General features: G+C 43.6%; 18 protein-coding genes. 6 read left to right on the forward strand and 12 right to left on the reverse strand.

Going from position 1 to position 19387, the window contains the following annotated elements:
• Positions 1 to 142 precede the first annotated feature (142 nt).
• Positions 143 to 448, reverse strand: a complete 306-nt coding sequence (locus tag BIZ39_RS16555) for a hypothetical protein (RefSeq protein ID WP_014950713.1) — start codon at positions 446 to 448, stop codon at positions 143 to 145.
• Between the two features lie 114 nt (positions 449 to 562).
• Here BIZ39_RS16555 and BIZ39_RS16560 point away from each other — a divergent pair, with 114 nt between their 5' ends.
• The gene (locus BIZ39_RS16560; protein WP_187447514.1) at positions 563 to 1141 is read left to right on the forward strand and encodes a uracil-DNA glycosylase family protein; all 579 of its coding nucleotides are present in this window, start codon (positions 563 to 565) and stop codon (positions 1139 to 1141) included.
• On the opposite strand, the gene BIZ39_RS16565 is transcribed toward BIZ39_RS16560, so the two are convergent.
• On the reverse strand, positions 1138 to 3363 hold the full coding sequence (locus BIZ39_RS16565; RefSeq protein WP_187447515.1) for an EAL domain-containing protein: 2226 nt from the start codon (positions 3361 to 3363) through the stop codon (positions 1138 to 1140). The two genes, BIZ39_RS16560 and BIZ39_RS16565, sit on opposite strands and share 4 nt — an antisense overlap.
• A gap of 214 nt (positions 3364 to 3577) precedes the next feature.
• On the opposite strand from BIZ39_RS16565, the gene BIZ39_RS16570 reads away from it, so the two are divergent.
• On the forward strand, positions 3578 to 4414 hold the full coding sequence (locus BIZ39_RS16570) for a TIGR03899 family protein (RefSeq protein ID WP_187447516.1): 837 nt from the start codon (positions 3578 to 3580) through the stop codon (positions 4412 to 4414).
• On the opposite strand, the gene BIZ39_RS16575 is transcribed toward BIZ39_RS16570, so the two are convergent.
• The 10 genes from BIZ39_RS16575 to dusA form a co-directional block, all read right to left on the reverse strand.
• On the reverse strand, positions 4411 to 5157 hold the full coding sequence (locus BIZ39_RS16575) for a phosphoadenylyl-sulfate reductase (RefSeq protein WP_014950717.1): 747 nt from the start codon (positions 5155 to 5157) through the stop codon (positions 4411 to 4413). The two genes, BIZ39_RS16570 and BIZ39_RS16575, sit on opposite strands and share 4 nt — an antisense overlap.
• A complete protein-coding gene (gene cysI, locus BIZ39_RS16580; RefSeq protein ID WP_168534070.1) occupies positions 5147 to 6868 on the reverse strand; it encodes an assimilatory sulfite reductase (NADPH) hemoprotein subunit in 1722 nt (573 codons plus the stop codon). The genes BIZ39_RS16575 and cysI overlap by 11 nt, the downstream gene beginning before the upstream one ends.
• The gene (locus BIZ39_RS16585) at positions 6868 to 8691 is read right to left on the reverse strand and encodes an assimilatory sulfite reductase (NADPH) flavoprotein subunit (protein ID WP_168463627.1); all 1824 of its coding nucleotides are present in this window, start codon (positions 8689 to 8691) and stop codon (positions 6868 to 6870) included. Before BIZ39_RS16585 ends, cysI begins: the two co-directional genes overlap by 1 nt.
• Before the next feature lie 198 nt (positions 8692 to 8889).
• Positions 8890 to 9645, reverse strand: a complete 756-nt coding sequence (locus tag BIZ39_RS16590) for a TIGR04219 family outer membrane beta-barrel protein (protein ID WP_014950720.1) — start codon at positions 9643 to 9645, stop codon at positions 8890 to 8892.
• Positions 9646 to 9648: 3 nt separating this feature from the next.
• Positions 9649 to 10641: a DUF2333 family protein gene (locus tag BIZ39_RS16595; protein ID WP_014950721.1), complete on the reverse strand. Its 993-nt coding sequence runs from the start codon at positions 10639 to 10641 to the stop codon at positions 9649 to 9651.
• Positions 10642 to 10795: 154 nt separating this feature from the next.
• The gene (locus BIZ39_RS16600; RefSeq protein WP_187447517.1) at positions 10796 to 11158 is read right to left on the reverse strand and encodes a hypothetical protein; all 363 of its coding nucleotides are present in this window, start codon (positions 11156 to 11158) and stop codon (positions 10796 to 10798) included.
• Positions 11158 to 11358 (reverse strand): PspC domain-containing protein, encoded by a 201-nt coding sequence (locus tag BIZ39_RS16605; RefSeq protein ID WP_014950723.1) that lies wholly within the window; start codon positions 11356 to 11358, stop codon positions 11158 to 11160. Before BIZ39_RS16605 ends, BIZ39_RS16600 begins: the two co-directional genes overlap by 1 nt.
• Positions 11359 to 11419: 61 nt before the next feature.
• A complete protein-coding gene (gene pspA / locus BIZ39_RS16610) occupies positions 11420 to 12088 on the reverse strand; it encodes a phage shock protein PspA (protein ID WP_014950724.1) in 669 nt (222 codons plus the stop codon).
• 332 nt (positions 12089 to 12420) lie between these two features.
• On the reverse strand, positions 12421 to 12708 hold the full coding sequence (locus BIZ39_RS16615; RefSeq protein WP_049588678.1) for a hypothetical protein: 288 nt from the start codon (positions 12706 to 12708) through the stop codon (positions 12421 to 12423).
• 192 nt (positions 12709 to 12900) lie between these two features.
• Positions 12901 to 13875 (reverse strand): tRNA dihydrouridine(20/20a) synthase DusA, encoded by a 975-nt coding sequence (gene dusA / locus BIZ39_RS16620; protein WP_222936674.1) that lies wholly within the window; start codon positions 13873 to 13875, stop codon positions 12901 to 12903.
• A 414-nt stretch (positions 13876 to 14289) separates the two neighbouring features.
• On the opposite strand from dusA, the gene BIZ39_RS16625 reads away from it, so the two are divergent.
• Genes BIZ39_RS16625 through BIZ39_RS16640 form a run of 4 tightly spaced genes read left to right on the forward strand, consistent with a single transcriptional unit; the run spans position 14290 to position 19239 of the window.
• Positions 14290 to 14841, forward strand: a complete 552-nt coding sequence (locus BIZ39_RS16625; RefSeq protein WP_014950727.1) for a hypothetical protein — start codon at positions 14290 to 14292, stop codon at positions 14839 to 14841.
• 3 nt (positions 14842 to 14844) lie between these two features.
• Complete coding sequence (locus BIZ39_RS16630; RefSeq protein WP_049589126.1) at positions 14845 to 16608, forward strand: OmpA family protein; 1764 nt, start codon at positions 14845 to 14847, stop codon at positions 16606 to 16608.
• Positions 16609 to 16623: 15 nt separating this feature from the next.
• Positions 16624 to 17109, forward strand: a complete 486-nt coding sequence (locus BIZ39_RS16635; RefSeq protein WP_049589127.1) for a Rab family GTPase — start codon at positions 16624 to 16626, stop codon at positions 17107 to 17109.
• A 9-nt stretch (positions 17110 to 17118) separates the two neighbouring features.
• Positions 17119 to 19239: a putative bifunctional diguanylate cyclase/phosphodiesterase gene (locus tag BIZ39_RS16640; RefSeq protein WP_049589129.1), complete on the forward strand. Its 2121-nt coding sequence runs from the start codon at positions 17119 to 17121 to the stop codon at positions 19237 to 19239.
• The last annotated feature ends 148 nt before the right edge of the window (positions 19240 to 19387 follow it).

Here is a 19387-nt window from a genome sequence, read left to right on the forward strand (position 1 = left end):
ACAACGCCCTTGCCATTCGGATTATCTTCCCCTCAGTCAGGGTGATTCAGGTTTCTTTCAACCTGACGGGTTTGCCAGCTTCGCTGGGCAAACAAAAAAGCCGGCGAGATTGTCGCCGGCTTAATATGCGTAAACTAAGAAATTAGTTACGGTTCGCAGCAAGCGCATTAAGCGAATCTTTATGTGCTACGATGTCGATGTGCATATTTTCTTGATCGAACGTCATTGTTGCAATGGCGTAGTCACCCTGACTATCGCTTGCAATGTCGATCAACTTTGCTTGTGCATCACGGAAACGAATGTTATTGCCGATTTTGTCAGACATACATTGGTTATTCATTTCGAATGTTTTCGCATCCATGCAATCGAAAAGCTGGTTATCACCAGATTCCGCATGCGCAATACCAAAGGCCGCTGATAGAGCTAGGGTTAGTACTACTTTACGCATGTTTCTTCTCCTGTGTTACAGTCTACTACTGTCACTATTAAACATACTGTATATACATAAGATAGTCAAACTGAGATCATAGTTTTGTGACAAAAGTATGACAAAGAGAAATATTTGGAGAAAAATGTGAAAGGCCACGATGCACTGGTGGTTAAAGCGAGAAATTGTAGACTGTGTGCCCCTCACCTACCGCATCAACCCAACCCCATATTTAGCACTGCACCATCAACTAAAGTGCTTATTATTGGGCAAGCACCGGGGTTGAAAGCTCATGAACGCAACATTGCGTTTGATGATCCCAGCGGAGATCGGTTACGCGATTGGTTGTCTGTCTCGAGAGAGACCTTTTATAACCCTAGCTTAATTTCGGTACTGCCAATGGGCTTCTGCTTTCCAGGTTATAAAAATGGAGCCGATGCCCCGCCAAGAAAAGAATGTGCTCCCGCTTGGCATAATGACTTTCTTCTTCATTTAAAACCTGAAGTAACGCTTTACGTGGGACGTTACTCGCAACAGTATTATTTACCGCAACACAAAACGTTAACTGAAGCTGTACGCAGTCCGACTGAAACACATTTCGTACTGCCCCACCCGTCAGGAAGAAACAACAGGTGGCTCGCTAAAAACCCTTGGTTTGAATTAGATATCCTTCCCAAGTTGCGAGACACTGTCGAATCTGTATTAAAAGTTTAGTCGTGCTCTTCAAGAAACGCTAAAAGCGCATCGAACGGCATAGGCTTCGCGTACAAGTAGCCCTGTGCTTCGTCACATCCAAGCTTTATCATGTAACTCGCCTGCTCTCTTTTTTCTACGCCTTCGGCGATAGTCAATAAGCCTAGCTTGTTACCCAAAGTCACAATGGTCTCAGCAAGCACTGCGCTTGCACCCGGTTTAATGTCTTTGACAAAAGAACGATCGACCTTCAATCGATCTAACGGAAGCTGCTGTAGATAACTCATGGAGGAAAAGCCTGTTCCAAAGTCATCAATGGCTATTTTCACCCCAAATTCTTTTAACGAACGCAATGCATCTATTACAATTTGCGGCTCATCCATCACCACGCTTTCTGTTATTTCTAGCTCTAACAGGCTTGGGTCGCAGTTGGCGTTAGATAGTGCCTGCTTAACTTTTTCTACAAATAACCTGTCACGGAACTGCGGAATAGAGATGTTAACGGCAACTCTTAGATGGCCGTAGCCTTTTTCTTTCAATTCCTGAAGACGACGGCATGATTCTTCTAATACCCATTCACCGATATCAACGATAAGGCCTGAATACTCAGCAAGTGGCACAAATACGGCGGGAGAAATATATCCCCCTTCACCATTGGGCCAGCGTAGTAAGCCTTCCATGCCAACAACTTTTTCATTCAGTAAGTCCACTTGCGGCTGAAACCACAGCTCCAGCTTTCTTGCTGCAAAGTCACTTCGGAGTTGGCGAATCATATCTAGGCGCCAAGTCGTCTGATCTTCAATATCTTTGGCGTAATATTCGAAGTTATCTGTCAGATTTTTCTTAGCACGGTTTAACGCAATATTCGTGCGCTTTAAAATCTCAATGCCGATCTGGCGTTTATTGTCTAACTTGCACAAACCAAGTGTTATATTCACCGGAAGGGTGTGATCACCTACCTGAAATGAAGATTGGAAAATGTTGTTAATGGACTTGGGGCATACCAAATCGTCAGGACCAATAAGACCAAATACATCAGCACCTATGCGGCCTTTTTTAACTATGCTATCGAAAGAAGATTGAAAGCGATCGCTTATAGCTCGCAACAATTCGTTGCCGACTTCTTGCCCTAAACCATCATTTATATCGGAAAAGTGATTTACGTCGATAAGAGCTACGCTATAGTTTTCTCCGGCAAACAAATGAGGTTTATCGAGCATATTGATAAACTCATTGCGGTTTGGCAGACGGGTTAACCAGTCTCTGAACGCCGCATTTCTTAATTCATGGAAAAGATTAACGTTTTCGTATCCCACTGAAATACTGGATAGAAAAACCTCAAGTAAGTGCTTGTCTAGCTCACTGATCTCGTGGGTTTGTCGAACAAATACGGCAGCTTCAAAACCAGCGCGGCTAATATACAGCACAGAGCAACTGGGCTCAAAAATGTGCTTTTTAAGACGTAGGCACCGACTAATGTTTTCTTCAATTTCAAGGTTTTTAAGCGTGAACACAGGCTGGTTTATAAATTTCGCATACTCACCCGCAGCGCCAAGCACGTAAACCTCTTCGTCCTCTCGGTCTAGCAAAGAACCCGCTCTTGCGCACAATAAACCTTCGGAGTCTAAACCAATAAGCGAACTAATCTGGGTAACTACACCTTCGCAGAACTCTTTCACCGAATGTTCTTCAAACAAGTTGGCTGAAGAGGTGATTATTTTCTCTAAACCAGCACGGCTTTGACTAATCGTTACAATTTGCTGATAAGAGCGTAGTGAGGAAATGATAGTAGTTAGTAATTTGGCGCGAGTAAGTTCTGTTTTGGTTTTGTAGTCATTGATATCGTAAACTTTAATGACTTGCTCTTCAGGCGCGTAGCCGGGCTGGCCCGTACGTAAGATAATTCGAGGTTCAACTAACTTCATGTCTTCGCGGATGTATTTAACAACATCAAAACCCGCGTCATCAGTCTCCATAACGACATCAAGTAAAATTATGGCAATGCTGTTGCCATATTCGTGCAGCATTTCTTTGGCTTGTTTTGCTGAATAAGCGTGGATGAAGTTTAATTTGCGATCGTTTACGATGAGATCAGATAGCGCGAGACGCGTTACGGTGTGAATCTCTTCATCGTCATCGACAATAAGAATGTTCCAGTCTTTGCCCAATAAGGTTTGCTCTTCAACTGAACCATCATCATCTAAAAAAATTAATTCGTCGTTATCGTAATCCATTGCCGACATTACCGCTCATTTCCTCGATACAAACAAAACAAGAATGCGCTACTCATTGTATTAAGGCAACGATTACATTGATAAATGGGTTACGCAATGCAATAGTGCTCTCATGTTACATGCCATTTTACATTCGATCATTTAAGCATTTATGAAGATTACATCCCAGCACTTTTCCCCTGAGGTAAAAAAACCACAGGAAACGGAAGAGAAGACTGTAAAGATGACAGCCGAATCGCCAGCGGCTGAAAAAGCGGCCAGCAACGCAGTGAAAACCGATGCTAGTCGCCAACGCATGCTTTCCTGGTTTGCCAGAGTGGGTATAAGCCCCTCTACGATGTCCCCTGATCCTAAAAAGCAAAAGCATGCACTAGAAAGAAGAAAACAAATATTAGAAACCCAAAAAGCGAGCAATCTTCAAGCTGTATTAAATATAGCATTAAATGTGACGATCAACGAACAAACTAACGATAATCTTGATCCCGACTGGTTTTTCGCATTTAGTACCATGGCTGAGGAAATTTACAGCCCACCCATGCAGGAATTATGGGGAAAGATTTTTGCAGTTGAGGTGGCTCGCCCGGGCAGTTTTTCCCTTCGTACATTACAGCTATTAAAGACGCTAACGCACAGGGATGCACAAGTATTCAATAAGGCTGTCAATGTTGCGAGTAGAAGAAATAACGATGCGGTCCCGCGTATTCTTGTGGGGTATCACAAACGCAAAGGCTTGCTTTCACTATTGAGACGCCCTGTTCCTGAGCAAATTAACTTAGCCAACGTAGGGTTGAGTTACCCTGATCTGTTGTCTTTGCAAGAGATGAAGTTGATTTATACCAGCGAAATTGAAAGCGCCGAATACAATGAAGGTCAGCAAGTAACCTGGCGATGCGTAAATGAAAATATTTCATTAACCAGTAAAACGTCGGGGGTTGCTTTGGTGTATTACAAGTTCACTTCGGTTGGCAGTGAGCTGTATAAATTAGTGACTAAGTTGCCTAATGAAGCGTATTTAACCAGCATTAAGTCGGTGTTAGGCGAGGTATTTAACGTAAGTTAAATACCGTCACCAAACTCGTGCAATCCACACTCGCGTTTCAAACCAAAGAAGCGCGTGTCTTGCTCACTCATTCCTTCTTGGAGCGACTGCGTGGTATGCCAATCACCGATGGATACATACCCTTGCTCCCAAAGCGGATGATAAGACAAGTCGTTATCTTTCAGGTAGTAATGTAAGTCTTTGTTGCTCCAATCAATGATCGGGTAAAGTTTAAACTGCTGCCCTACTTTTTGTAGAACTGGAAGCTTTCCCCTGGTATCTGATTGGCTTCTACGCAAACCTGCAAACCACGTACCTGCTTTCAGGTCACGTAAGGCGCGCTGCATTGGCTCAACTTTGTTCATCTTATTGTATTTCTCAATACCTTCGATGCCTTGTTCCCAAAGTCTGCCAAAGCGCGCTTCCTGCCACGCAGAAGACATCTCTGCGCTGTACACATGCAAATTTAGATTGAGCTTTTCTACAAGCTCATCAATGAACTTATACGTCTCAGGAAAAAGATAACCTGTGTCGGTAAGCACAACAGGAATATCCGGTTGTGCTTGGGTAAGCATATGCAGCATAACCGCCGATTGTGCTCCAAAGCTTGAAGACACAATATGAGTATCAGGCAAGTTGTCCAGCGCCCAAGCTACTCGCTCCTGCGCTGTCATTTTCTCTAACGTTTCATTGATATCAGCAAGGGCTTCCTTACTGATATCAAGCGTTAGTGGTTGCTGCTTAATCGCTGTATTATTCGTCATAGAAATCCCGTGCGGAGTCTACTACTGGTTTTACAACACCAGCGCGAACAACATAATCACCAAAGGCTTCACCCGCTTCACGATCTTTGGCCCACTGGCCAAACAGTGAATCTAGTTCTGCCATGATTTCCTGTTCGCTTATGTTTTCTCGATACATACGTGGAATACGTGTACCTTCTCGGTTTCCACCCAAATGCAAATTGTATTTGCCTGGGCCCTTACCTACTAAGCCAACCTCAGACAACATCGCGCGACCACAGCCATTCGGGCAGCCTGTTACACGGAAGATTACGCTGTCTTCTTCCAATCCGTGTTTGGCAAGCAAACCTTCTAATTCCGTAACGGCATCTGGCAAGTAGCGCTCAGCTTCTGCCATGGCTAACGGACAGGTTGGCAATGCAACACAGGCCATTGAGTCAAGTCGCTGGTTAGAAATCGATGGCGCTATTAAGCCATGTTCGCGGGCTAATGCTTCAATTTTGTCTTTGTCTTGCGGCGCTACACCGGCAATAATCAAATTCTGGTTTGCCGTTAAGCGGAAATCACCTTTGTGGAGCTTCGCAATTTCGGCACAGCCTGTTTTTAGCGTTTTACCTGGGTAATCTAAAATACGGCCGTTCTCAATAAATACGGTCAGGTGATATTTACCGTCAATACCTTCAACCCAGCCAAAGCGATCGCCACGTCCCGTAAATTCATACGCACGGCTGTCTTGGAAAGTCACGCCTGCGCGTTTTTCAACTTCAGCCTTAAAGTTGTCTACCCCAACACGCTCTAACGTATATTTGGTTTTCGCGTTCTTACGATTAACACGGTTCCCCCAATCACGCTGAGTTGTTACAACCGCTGCGGCAACGTCTAGCGTGCTTTCAAGCGGAATAAATCCGAAATCAGAGGCTTTACGCGGGTACGTGCTCTTGTCGCCGTGAGTCATTGCAAGACCACCACCGACAAGTACGTTAAAGCCAACTAGCTGTCCATTTTCAGCAATCGCAACAAAGTTAAGATCATTCGCGTGAACATCTACATCGTTTTGCGGAGGAATCACCACCGTCGTTTTAAACTTACGCGGTAAATAGTTATCACCCAAAATAGGCTCTACAGGCTTTTCAGTCGTTTCGACTTTTTCACCGTCTAACCAAATTTCAGCATACGCGCGGGTTTTAGGTAGTAAGTGTTCACTTATCTTCTTCGCCCATTCAAATGCCTGAAGGTGAAGCTCAGATTCAACCGGATTTGACGTACATAGTACGTTTCGGTTTACGTCGCCTGCCGTAGCAATAGAGTCGATGCCTACCTTGTTTAGCATTTGGTGCATGGACTTAATCTTAGGCTTTAACACACCGTGAAACTGGAAAGTTTGACGGGTTGTTAAACGAATGCTGCCGTACATGGTGTGATCGGCTGCAAACTTATCAATCGCTAACCATTGGTCAGGCGTAATAACACCACCAGGTAAACGGGCACGCAACATCACATTGTGAAGCGGCTCAAGTTTCTGCTTTGCACGCTCAGCGCGAATATCACGATCGTCTTGTTGGTACATACCGTGAAAGCGAATAAGCTGGAAGTTATCAGCGGTGAAACCACCAGTAAGATCATCTTTAAGATCGGTAGTGATGGTGCCACGCAAATTATTACTTTCACGCTTTAAACGCTCGTTGTCAGCCAGTTTGCCCTCAACGATAAATGGTGATTTTTCGTTACTCATTAATAGACATCCTTCTGATAACGTTTCGCTTTACGTAACTCTACAACATAGGCTTTTGCATCGGCTTCAGATTTACCGCCGTGCTCTTGCACAATACTAATTAGGGCGTTCTCTACATCTTTCGCCATGTGCATTGCATCGCCACACACATAGAAGTGTGCGCCCTGCTCTAGCCATTCATACACCTCTTTACCGTTTTCTAGTAAACGGTGCTGAACATATACTTTTTCTTCTTGGTCACGAGAAAATGCCAGCGTAATTTTGTCTAGCAGGCCTTCTTTAACGTAGCCTTGCCATTCCACTTGATATAGAAAATCTTGCGTGAAATGTGGGTTGCCAAAGAACAACCAGTTTTTGCCTTCTGCGCCTTGTACGTCACGCTCTTGCATGAACGATCTAAACGGTGCAATACCCGTACCCGGGCCGACCATGATCACTGGCGTATTTGGATCAGCGGGCAAACGGAAGTTATCGTTACTTTCTACGAACACTTCTACGTCGCCATTTTCTTCTAGATATTCACACAAAAAGCCAGATGCGCCGCCTTGATGACGATGTCCAAACGCTTCATAGTCAACGTGAGCTACGGTTAAATGTACTTCTTCTTCCACTTCGGCTTGGCTTGATGCTATCGAGTACAAGCGAGGCGTTAGCGGTCGCAAAGCATCGACAAGCTGTTGTTCAGACAACTTACCCGGATGGTCGCGCACAATATCAATAATTTGACGTTCGGCCATGTAGGTACGCAGCTGCGCTTTATCTTCCATCAATGTAGCCAATGATTCAGAGCCTGTCGCCTCTTGATATGACTTAATGAAATTAGGATAACTTAAAGTTAATTCAAGCTTCGACGTTAATGCTTCGGTGAGTGACATGGTCGCGTCAGCCACAGACACTTCTGTATTGCCGTTTAATGACAAGATACTAATAAGCTCTGACACTAGAGATGCTGCATTTTTAAACCATACACCAAGCGCATCACCTGGCTTATAGGTAATTCCGCTATCTTCAAGGCTTATTTCGATATGGCGTATATCTTTAACAGAATCACGACCTGTGATTTTTTGTGCGTCAATTAAGGTCGCTTTAAACGGCGCTTTCTTGGTGTAAGTTTGCGCTGCTACACCCTGCACTGCCGCGCCAGTTTGCGCCGCTACCGCTGCTTGCGGAGCTGCACTGAAATCGTCTTTTAGCGAGTCGATGAGCTTGCTCAGCCATGCTTCGGCTTCCGCTTCATAATCAACGTCGCAGTCCAGACGCTCTACAATAGCTTTACCGCCAAGCTTACCTAAGCGTTCATCAAAGTCTTTACCCGTTTGGCAGAAAAACTCGTAACTACTGTCACCTAAACCCAAAACTGCGTATTTGGTATCAGCAAGCTTTGGGGCTTTTTTGCCAGCCAAGAATTCATGTAGCTCAATAGCATCGTCTGGTGCATCACCTTCACCATGGGTACTAACAAATACCGCAACGTGAGTTTCTGCTTTCAAGTTACGTGGCTTGTAATCTGCCATGCTAACCAGCTTGCTATTAAAGCCCGCTTCTTCTGCTTTCGCTTGACACTGCGCTGCAACACCTTTTGCATTACCGGTTTGTGAACCGTACAAAATAGTAAGCGTTGGCGCGTCACCCGCTACTGCAGGAGTGCCTTGCATCATTGGTGCAACCGAACCACCTTGTGCAGCAGCCATGCCCGCAGCATAACCACTTACCCAAGTAAGTTGCTCACGATTTAAGCCTGCAATGGCTTGCGTTATTGCATTCCACTGCTGTTCGTTTAATACCGCGCCTGGCGCTGAGTTCGAATTAGAATCTTGTGACATAGTCTTTTAGCCTTTTATCAATGGCGCTAAGGCTAACGGCTTTCTTCAAGAAGAGAAAAGAATAAATGAAACTTTTTTATTACTGAAAGTGCTAATGACTGTGCGAATAGGTAATAACACAATTGAATTTGGGCGAGAAGCAATAAAAAGGGCGAGGCTGCAATCGCAGCCCCGCCCTTTAAAATCCGTAGTTGAGGCTTAGAAGTGAAGTTCTAGCCCTGCGAATACACCATCAAATTCCATGTCAGCGTACACATCATCAAGGTCTTCAATATCTACCGTTACATTTCTGTAACCCACCTGAAGCGTCATATCAACCGCTAAACTTTCAATAAACGAGTACTGAATTGCAGCTTGATAATCACTAAGCTCATGGTCGTCGAACGACAAATAGCTTCCTTCAAAGTATGCTGATAAACCTGTAAACGGTAAACCTAGCTGAACCTTTGAGTAGGCCATTGGAACAATACCAGAGAATTCTGCAGATCCGCTTGTGTCACTCGCTCTATCCACAACGAACAGTGCGCCGTCGATGTACTTTGCATTAACACCTAAGTCAAAGCTCACTAAATCGTTATCAAATAACTCGTAGTACAAAATGAAATCTGTAGCATCAAGCTCTACATCTGTATTAACCGTGGTACTTTCAGTAAACAGTTCGCCGTCGAAAGTGAATTCAGACTGAAGCGTTGTGGTGCCCGAGTTATCTAATGTCGTGTGATTTACTTTTACGTTAGGTAAAAACGGTACCGGATGCTCAAAGGCAATGTATAGCGCCGTATTGGTCTCATCATCAAAGTTAAAGTCAGCGGTGTTGTTGCTATCAGCAAACCCGCCCTGCGTGTCGGTTTGCCATACTTGGGCTCCAACATATACGCCTGCGATAGTGTCTGCATGAGATGAAACTGAAACTAATGCGCATCCCAATGCGGCAGCTATAAGACCCTTTTTCATTAATTATCCTTGATTAAGAAGTTCTGAAAGTTCAATTAAAGCAGCGTTTGCACGAGAAATATAGTTTGCCATTACCAAAGAATGGTTCGCTAACATGCCAAATCCACTACCATTTAAAATCATTGGACTGAATACCGACTGCTGTGTCGCTTCCAGTTCACGAATAATTTGCTGAAGACTAACCAATGCATTCTTATCTTCCAATACGTCGTAAAATTCAATTTCCACGGCTTTTAGAAAGTGAAGTAAAGCCCACGTAGCACCGCGTGCCTCATAGAAATTATCGTCTAGTTTCCACCAACTCGTTTTAACTACACGCTGGCTGGCTACAGGAGAAGACTGCTTTGCATTCGAGTCACCCGCCAGATCAGTGTTCAATCTAGCCGATCCTACGCTGGCACTAAGTCTTTGTGAATAACTGCCCAACCGTTTTTCTACCTGTTTCAACCATTCGCGCAAGTTGTCTGCGCGAGTATAAAACTGACTGTCGGTGTTTCGGGTATTCGCTAGCTCGTCACGGTATTTTTTTAGAAGCTCTATACCGTCAGAGTAACTCGATTCAGAAGAAGGCAACGCCCAGCTTTTGTGATCCATATTAAACTTAGGGTGAGCTTTTGTAAGGTATGGATTTTCAATAGACTGGGATTGAGAGCGGCTGAAGTCTTTACGCATAGAGAGTGCAAGGTCTCGCACCATTTCCAGCGCACCGAATTCCCATGCGGGCATGTTATCTAAAAAGATGCCAGGAGGCGTAATGTCGTTAGAAAGATATCCACCAGGCTTATCAAGTAAGGTTTCCGACACATCAATCATGGTTGTTGTTAATGTGTAACCCGCAATATTAGTTGGATTCTCAACAGGCGAGTTTTGCTTTAAACGTTGTCTAACATCAAACGTGTCTGGGGATAGGCTCCAATACCATCCTATTAGCCAGAAAAGTAAAACTATCACTACAGCGACAATCGCTATCCGTTTTGAGTTAATAGATTGTCTCATATAACACCAACCTTCCTTTTAAATAACAAATAGCCGACGGAGGTCAGCTATTTGTAGTCTTAATACTATGTGAAAAATGCGAAACCTTTGTGACGGTCGTCTTTATATCACCATCTTTTACTACGTTAACACAACTTAAATAAAATTATGATGATTATACATTATGGTGCATATTTCGGTCATTTTGCTGCTTATAAGCGGCAGAGTTTCGATTTTTCAAAGCATATAGCGCTATCGCGATAAGTATAATTGGCCAAAATGCACTTACTCCCACCACTAATAATGCTAAAAATCCTGCGCCTAGCGCTAAAAGAATTGTGCCCATAACGCTTACAGCAACAACGAATCCAACGATAGCGAGGACTACGCCGACTAGCGATAACACTGCTACGTTTTCCCAAGGACTTAGCAATTCATCTGACATGATTAAGTGCATACCCAACCAGCTATCTACTAAGCTGCCTAAACAATTCACCAAAATAATGGCGATGACCAATGCAGTCAGAAAGTTTTTCATTACACTAATCTCGGTAATAAGATAACGGCTGCAATATAAGCCACTAGCGTAATAGGCGTAGCGATGAACAAGCCTGCTACAGCTGCCGCTCTAACCCATACTGCATCTATATCAAAATAACGTGCAACTCCTGCACACACACCTGAAATGATTCCAGAATCAAGGTCTCTATAAATTCGTTTTTGTGATGGTACTTTCATCATCTTCTCCAAAAATGCTTACTTCGATATCTACAATGCGGGCTGCGGCTCTCAAGGTCGCCTACGCGACCTTCTTCTTCTTAAGTTCAGCCAATTCCTTTTCGATAGCTTCATCTGCTTCCATTGCATCGAACTCGGCCTGCAGTGACGTTGCTTCATTCGACTTTGTTAGGTCGTACGCATCAACTTGCGCTTCTAGATGATCAATGCGCTGCTCGTAACTTTCAAAGCGCATCATGGCATCATCAATTTTTCCTTCGTGATCAGCTTGCTTCACTTTTAAGCGTGTTTGCGCTGAATGCTTGCGTTGAACCAGCGTTTTTTGCTTGGCTTTTGCTTCGGCTAACTTACTGTTCAGACGCGCAGTATCGCCTTGGATTTTTTCGATACTTTCTGCAATATGCGCTTCTTGTTCTTCAAGAGAAGCTAGCTTTGCAACATACTTTTGTTTTTCGATTAGTGCGGCTTTAGCCAATGACTCTTTGTCATTATTCATTGCGATCTGTGCTTTGTGCTGCCACCCTTCCACTTCTTTGTTTGCTGATGCCATATGGCGTGCAAGGGTTTTCTGCTGAGCAATAAAGCGCGCTGCATCAGTGCGAACCTCAACTAAGGTTTCTTCCATTTCTTGAATAATCAAACGAATGATTTTTTCAGGATCTTCCGCTTTATCTAACATTGCATTGATGTTTGCTTGAACAATATCGTTAATGCGCGAAAACATACCCATGATTATTTCTCCGTTAAAAGTAGTGTTGTGGTTTCCAGCACTTATTCTTAGTTACGCTGACCGCTGGTTACCGCTGACTGAGTTCTCCTCAACACTCTAACTATTACAATCACCATGCCATTTATTTAAGGCACTGTTTTTAAATGATTTTAATTTAATTCCGGAAATTACCAACTGTTCACCAAGCAACCAAATACAATTTTTTAGCGTATTTAACCAACAAATTTGTTAATTTGACCAACCCTGTTTATTGCGTTTTTAATGTTTAAGTCACTGTGCTACACGCACAAAAAAAGCGCCTTTCGGCGCTTTTGCTAGATACCAATATCGAATTAGTCGGCATCTTGTTCTGTAGAACTACCTTCAGACGGGGTAGCGACAACTAAATCAGTCACGCTGACCTTACCACTTCCGCGCGCTTCTTGTGGGCTTAGCTCAAAGTGATACGTTGCGTTTGCTACTGCTTGGTACACGTCAGCCTTAATTTCCTGTGATGTGGTAGCCACTGCGTTTGAAACTACATTAGTTAAAAACGTTTGAAGCACTGACTCTTCTGCATTTGCTACGCTGCTTGCCATGCTTGCTGTCAGTAAAGTTGCTGCGATTAGTGAAGTTTTCATAATTTCCCTCTGAAGTTAGTCAGTGCAACAACACGCCGTTGTTGCGATACTTAGAGGATTGCGAGAGCTGTGCCAACTCCTTTAAAAACAGTTAAGGAATTGATATATATAAATTTAAATAAAAAAGCTCGCGAGACAGCGAGCTTTTAAGAATTGAACAAATATTAAACTTTGGTCAAAATTACTAAATCGTTAGTCTTTTTGACTATTAAACGCAGCGACTTCCTTTTGTGCACTTTCTACAGCGTCTAGCGCATTTAGCAGCAGATTGGGATCTGGATTTTTTCCTGTTCCATTTTGGCTTAAGTATCTACGCCAAATACGTCCACCCGCTTGCCCTTGATAAAGACCCAAAATATGCCGAGCTGCATGCCAGGGTTTGAAATAGGGATCGTCTTGGCGTTCAATATACTGCTGCATTTTCAGCACAATTTCTCGTCGTGACATGCTCTGAGCTTCAGTATCTCCGAAAATCTCTTTATCTACGGTAGCCATAATGTAAGGATTGGCGTAAACCTCACGCCCTACCATAACGCCATCAACAAGTTCTAGCTGTTGCTGGGTTTCTTCTAGCGTTTTAACCCCACCATTTATGCTAATAGATAATTCAGGGCGAGCCTGTTTAAGTCTATGAACCCGCGGATAGTTTAACGGCGGAATTTCGCGATTTTCTTTTGGGCTCAATCCCTGTAGCCACGCTTTCCTTGCGTGAACAATAAAGGTATCGCATCCGGCATCTGCCACGGTATCGATGAAACGAGCGAAGTCTTCATCTTCGTCCATATCATCAATGCCAATACGGCACTTTACCGTAACGGGAATATCTACCGCAGCCTGCATGGCTTTGACACAACTTGCTACCACCTCTGGCTGGGCCATCAAGCAGGCACCGAAGCTACCGTTCTTAACTCGATCACTTGGACAACCTACGTTTATGTTAACTTCATCATAACCGCGCGCTTGTGATAGCTCAGCACACTTGGCCATGTCAGACGGATCGCTTCCGCCCAGTTGGACAGCAACAGGGTGTTCCTCTTGGTTGTAACCCAGATAGTCACCCTTGCCGTAAATGATCGCGCCTGTGGTTACCATTTCTGTATAGAGAAGTGTGTGCTTAGACATTAATCGTAAAAAGTAGCGACAATGGCGGTCTGTCCAATCCAGCATTGGAGCGACAGAGAATTTACGATTTAGCGGAGTGATAGACACGACAGGAACCTCAGACACAGTTATTACTTATATACCTCGCGTACGCGCGAGCGGCGTATAGTACCTATGTTCAATAAAAAAACAATGTCGCTTGCCATTATTTGATAGGCCTATTCCAGCCTTAAAAAACAGCTCAAATCGTAGAACGCATAAGTAAATCTTCATAGATTATTCAACTTACTGAAAAGATGGCGTTTTTTGTATAAGGATTTTTGTAGGTATTTGCCACTATTATGCTTTTAGCGTATTTCAAAGTTCACGATTAGCGGCTATTGTATAAAGTAATAACCATAATTATTAGCACAGACAAAAATGTGATTGCAGCTCATTAGCGTGTTCAACGCAAAGAACTGCGCCTTCCGGAGACATTTTATGGCGGACAAGAAGCCGAAGGATCAGCAAGCGCAAGACGTAACTCAAACTGAAGGCGCGCCCAAACCAGCAGACGAACTTGCTCAACTTAGAGAAATTTTGTTTGGTCAAACAAACCGTGCTTTCCGTGCAGATCTTTCTGCGTTGGAGTCGCGGGTCAACGACAGCTTCTCTAAACTGAATACGCATCTTGATAATCAGTTTAACGATATTCGTAAGCTTATTGACCAACAGATCACTGAATTATCGAATCAGTTGGCCAGTGCTAACGACAACCACAGTAATGTGCAAGAGCAACTTCAAAACACCACTGACAAATTGCAAAGTGAATTGGAGATAGCTGAAACTGCTGCAAAGAACGACAACGATGCATTGGAAGCCCATGTGGTTAAAGAACTAGAGTCGCTTGATAATTTATTTAGTAAGCGTCACCAAGAGCTGCTAGAGAAGCTTCAGCAGGTTACCAGTGAGCTTTCAGAAAGTAAAACCGATAGAAAAACGTTGGCAAACTTACTTTCGACTATGGCCACCAACCTCGCTACAGATCATTAATTAATGACTGAAAAAGTGCCGCCGTCGGAGCTATCTGACAACTCTCTAGATAAAGTCAGAGAGCTACTCATTGGAAGGGACGACAAGTTCGTTCAAGAAAAGTTGAATCGCGATGCGAAAGGCATCGTGACAAACGTCGTTTCTGAAGCGCTCTTTGAACGCGAGACAAAGGACGGCTCAGTTAACAAAGTACTTGTTCCTCTTGTAGAGAAGTCGCTTCACCGCTCTATAGAAGCTAATAGCGATAAGATTGTTGGTACACTTTATCCCTTGGTTGGCACACTTGTAAGAAAGGCAGTATCTTCATTTCTTGTTGAGTTTGTCGAGCGCACTAACGCGCTTATCGAAAACAGCTTAAGTCCCAAAAGCGTATCTTGGCGATTCAAAGCTTGGCAGTCCGGAGTCAGGTATTCTGAATTTGTCGCATCTCAAATTTACCAATACCAAGTCCAACAGCTGCTGGTCATTCATCGAGAGACCGGCACGTTACTTCACAGCATTTCTTCAGATCCTGATAAAGAAAAAGACGCAGACTTAATTTCGTCAATGCTAGTGGCCATTAATGACTTTGTGGCAGATGCGTTTGGCGTTACCAGTACCGAGTCAGAAAACGAGCTCGGCGAGATAAAAACGGAAGACTTTACGCTGCTAATAAAAATTGGGCCACAAGCGCTGCTTGTTGCTGCAGTTACGGGCAGTATTCCTCCTGAGGTACGCGGGAAACTTCAACAGGCGTTGGAAGATTTTCATCAGTTCTATCAGCAACCGTTGCTCACTTATGAAGGTGACAATGCGCCCTTCGACGGTTGCGAAACCATTCTTTCAGACTGCTTAATAAGCGAAAAAAAAGAGGGTGAAGGAAAAAAATCAAACCGATTAATAGGTGCACTAGTGCTTCTTGTGATTTTTTTCGCACTTGCAGTGCTGTCTTTTATGCGTTTGTCGCTAAGCATCTTAAAAAGCGACTTGCACGAGCTTCCTCCTCCACCTGGCATCATAGTAACTGATACTTATGTTTCCAATGGGAACGTGCACGCTAAAGTCCTTCGCGACCCGGTCGCCACTAGCATCGAACAATGGTTTAGCGATAATAACATCGATGCAGAAAGAGTTACTGTTATTGAAGAACCCTTTGTTTCTTTAAAACCAAGTGTGGTTGAACGCAAACTTGAAAAGCTCGTGAGCGACTATCCTCTCAGCGAATCAGAAAGCCTATTAATTAAAAAAGGTGATGACCGTAGCTTTATTATTTCAGGAACCGTGTTCACCCCAACCGCAATTAACTTTACTCAGCAAATAAACGCTATTCCTGGTATTTCGACAGTTAACGTTGATACCACCGCGCTTAACGTCAAAGCAGCCTATCAAATTGACAATGCTGAGCTCCAGAAAGCCGCATTGAACCGATTAGTTAATAAGGTTTCCTCACAAAATGTACTTTTTGCTACTAACCAAGAAGCGCTTTCTGAAGTACAGTTAGCAAAATTAGAACCTCTGGCAAACGACATAAAACAATTGTTAACCCTTGCTGACAAGACAAAAACCGTTGTCAGTATTGTTGTAATGGGTGCCAGTGATAATTCAGGCTCAAGCGCACGAAATCGCGCATTGAGTCAAAAACGAGCAGAGAATGTTGTGAATTCATTAATTTCACTTGGCGTAGAAAGTGATATTCTTATACCTGTAAGCTTAGGAGAGCTACCATTGCAGAAAGCATCAATGGGGCGTTCAGTCATGTTAAACGTTTTAATATCCAGTGAGCAGTAGTAAGGAAGCTTTGCAGTGATACAGAAAAAAGTATGTATTTTAGGGCCCACTGGTGTTGGCAAAACAAGCCTGATAAAACAGTTCGTTGAAGGTATTTTCTCCGAAAAATACAAGACCACTATTGGCGTAAAAATAGACAAGAAACAAGTCAATAAAGACGGACGCGGCGTTCAACTTTTACTTTGGGATTTAGAAGGTATCGACAGATACTGCGGCTTCAACCCTCGCTACCTTCGCGGCGCAAGCGCCTACATTATTGTAGTTGACCAAACTCGGTCTCAATCCTTGCTTGAGGGCATGGAAATTCTAGAACTCGCACGCGAACACTACCCCGATATCCCTGCATTTTTTGTTGTAAATAAAACCGATCTCCCCACAAGTTGGCACTGGAGTGAGGAAGAACTCAATTCTTACGCTCAAAAATTCACTTCACTAACGAAGACCAGCGCAAAGACCGGTGAAAATGTAGAGAATTTATTCAGTACAATTGCGTTTTGGTAGGAGATTGCCATGGATATTCATTTATTAAATGCATTAGGCATTACTAACTGCGCGCTATTTAGGTGTAACTCCGAAAGCGACATTGAATGCTTAACGCCAGAACTTCCATGGCTAGCAAATGTTGTAACGATTGACGAAAACAACAAACTGCAAAAGAAGCATATCCCCTCTATTTTTTTAGACGACTTTTTTCTCGATGCCGACGAAGTATGGAAAGGCGAAACGTCATTTACGCTTTCATCTGGCTTTTGGACGGAGCACAATGAGAGCCAAGTACTTCGCTTAGAAGCATTGGCAATTAATAGCGAATCGGGTTCTCGCTATCTGGTCGTTAAAAACGTAGAAGAGCAATTTGACGAAAAACGTAAAACGCTGCAAGCCGCGCGGGAATTATTGCTAAGCCATCACGAAATTGTAGGTCAGCATGAGTATATTAGGCACAAATTAAATGGTGTTTTACGCAAGAACACCCGACTTCAAAAGCTCGTTCCGCCCATTCAGCAAGCTATTCACAACCTGGAAACCGGCGTTGTCATTTTAGACGACAAAGGCGGATTGATATTGGACAACAAAGCGTCTCATAGATTGCTGCTGTGTAATAGCACAACGCCAAGCTCTATTCGCGTCAACGAGCTTCTTACTGATATTGATGCGCCGGCAACGTTTCTTCCCGCACTGGTGCAGCGAAAAGCCCCCTGGCAAGGGGAGCTTTATTGGCAACCTGTTGACGATTATGGTGTGTGGCTTCAGGTTACCATTCACCCTGTATTACAAGGGGATGAGTTAACCCATTGGGTTTACCTACTTACCGATATTACCCATATCCACAATAAAGAAGAGAGCGTATTAACTGCCAGTGGAATGGACTCGTTAACAAAGGTAGCCAATCGCAATTTGTTTACCGATACAGTAAGAAGACTGGTTCAGGAAGAAATCGCATTCAAGTTGTTCATCATAGATATATGCGACTTTAAAAAGATAAATGAATCACTTAGCTATCAGTCGGGTGACGAGATCCTTAAATCGTTCGCACTGCGACTGCAAACCTTTGTCGGCAACAGCGGGTTTATAGCGAGAATAGGCAGTAATGAGTTTGCATTGGTGAAACGTGAAGATACCTTTAACGAACTTACCAGTGCCGAGTATATGGAGCAGCTAGTCAAAAAGCTCACTCAAACCTATACCGTTCTCAATGGCAGCGAGCCGAATTTAGGCATAAATATTGGCGAAGCAAACTTTCCCCGGCACTGCCCGTCAACCGAATCACTTCTTCAATGTGCTGACATCGCCTTGCAGGCCGCTAAATATCAAGGTCGCAATGTGGCACTTACCTACAGTGAAGCACTACACAAACAACATCATGCAATCAACGAGCTTGAGAGTCAGCTACGTTCTGCCATCGAAAACAATGAACTCAAACTCTTTTTGCAGCCTATTGTCGATTTAGAGACTGGCAAGATTGTTAAATGCGAGGCTTTGGCGAGGTGGATAACGTCGGAAGGTAAGTTTATTTCCCCAGAAGTCTTCATTCCTCTTGCTGAAAAAAGTGAACTCATTTTCCCTTTCGGCGAATGGCTTATCAATGCAGCTTGTGATGCTATAGAAGCGTTAAAGGCCTCTAATTTAGACATTAGGTTGGCCATTAATATCTCTGGCCGCCAAGTGTCAGATTTAGCACTACTAAACCAAATTAAAAACGCATTGGAAGATCACCAAATCCCCGGCTCAAACTTATCTATCGAGTTAACCGAAAGCGTGTTTGTGGAAAGCTTGGATACTGTTTCAGTATTACTCAACGAGCTTCGAGCAATGGGGATCACCGTGTCGATTGACGATTTCGGTACAGGTTTTAGTTCACTGGTTTACCTGAAGAAACTGCCTATCGATGAGCTTAAGATTGACCGTTCCTTTGTCAGTGAACTTGAGAAAAACACCGACGACCAAGCTATCGTTCAGGCTATTCTTGGACTGGCGAGCAACTTAAACATTAAGATTATTGCAGAAGGTATTGAAACCCAACAGCAGCAACAGTTTTTGCAAAATCATCGGTGTGCTTATGGTCAGGGTTACTTATATCAGCGCCCCGTTGCCATACCTGAATTTATAACTTTAGCGCAAAAGCTAAAGTAAGCTTAAGCAAAGCCTCATCAGCCTGTAAACAAAAAAGCCGGAGTACGATCCTAATGCCAGTCAGTTAAGCTGACTGGCATTTTTCTTTGTGGGGTATTTAGTCGGTCTTTTCCTCACTACTCTGGGGTAATACCTGTCAGGTCGTTTG

It is taken from the genome of Alteromonas sp. BZK5 (assembly GCF_014349115.1).
Classification (GTDB): domain Bacteria; phylum Pseudomonadota; class Gammaproteobacteria; order Enterobacterales; family Alteromonadaceae; genus Alteromonas; species Alteromonas macleodii.

Bases quoted from the DNA above. Each gene is read 5' to 3' on its own strand.
- BIZ39_RS16595 (WP_014950721.1), bottom strand. From the start codon at position 10,641: ATGAGACAATCTATTAACTCAAAACGGATAGCGATTGTCGCTGTAGTG.
- BIZ39_RS16575 (WP_014950717.1), bottom strand. From the start codon at position 5,157: ATGACGAATAATACAGCGATTAAGCAGCAACCACTAACGCTTGATATC.
- BIZ39_RS16615 (WP_049588678.1), bottom strand. From the start codon at position 12,708: ATGAAAACTTCACTAATCGCAGCAACTTTACTGACAGCAAGCATGGCA.
- BIZ39_RS16565 (WP_187447515.1), bottom strand. From the start codon at position 3,363: ATGTCGGCAATGGATTACGATAACGACGAATTAATTTTTTTAGATGAT.
- BIZ39_RS16590 (WP_014950720.1), bottom strand. From the start codon at position 9,645: ATGAAAAAGGGTCTTATAGCTGCCGCATTGGGATGCGCATTAGTTTCA.
- BIZ39_RS16555 (WP_014950713.1), bottom strand. From the start codon at position 448: ATGCGTAAAGTAGTACTAACCCTAGCTCTATCAGCGGCCTTTGGTATT.
- BIZ39_RS16605 (WP_014950723.1), bottom strand. From the start codon at position 11,358: ATGAAAGTACCATCACAAAAACGAATTTATAGAGACCTTGATTCTGGA.
- BIZ39_RS16585 (WP_168463627.1), bottom strand. From the start codon at position 8,691: ATGTCACAAGATTCTAATTCGAACTCAGCGCCAGGCGCGGTATTAAAC.
- BIZ39_RS16640 (WP_049589129.1), top strand. From the start codon at position 17,119: ATGGATATTCATTTATTAAATGCATTAGGCATTACTAACTGCGCGCTA.
- BIZ39_RS16570 (WP_187447516.1), top strand. From the start codon at position 3,578: ATGACAGCCGAATCGCCAGCGGCTGAAAAAGCGGCCAGCAACGCAGTG.
- BIZ39_RS16630 (WP_049589126.1), top strand. From the start codon at position 14,845: ATGACTGAAAAAGTGCCGCCGTCGGAGCTATCTGACAACTCTCTAGAT.
- dusA (WP_222936674.1), bottom strand. From the start codon at position 13,875: ATGCTGGATTGGACAGACCGCCATTGTCGCTACTTTTTACGATTAATG.
- pspA (WP_014950724.1), bottom strand. From the start codon at position 12,088: ATGGGTATGTTTTCGCGCATTAACGATATTGTTCAAGCAAACATCAAT.
- cysI (WP_168534070.1), bottom strand. From the start codon at position 6,868: ATGAGTAACGAAAAATCACCATTTATCGTTGAGGGCAAACTGGCTGAC.
- BIZ39_RS16600 (WP_187447517.1), bottom strand. From the start codon at position 11,158: ATGAAAAACTTTCTGACTGCATTGGTCATCGCCATTATTTTGGTGAAT.
- BIZ39_RS16625 (WP_014950727.1), top strand. From the start codon at position 14,290: ATGGCGGACAAGAAGCCGAAGGATCAGCAAGCGCAAGACGTAACTCAA.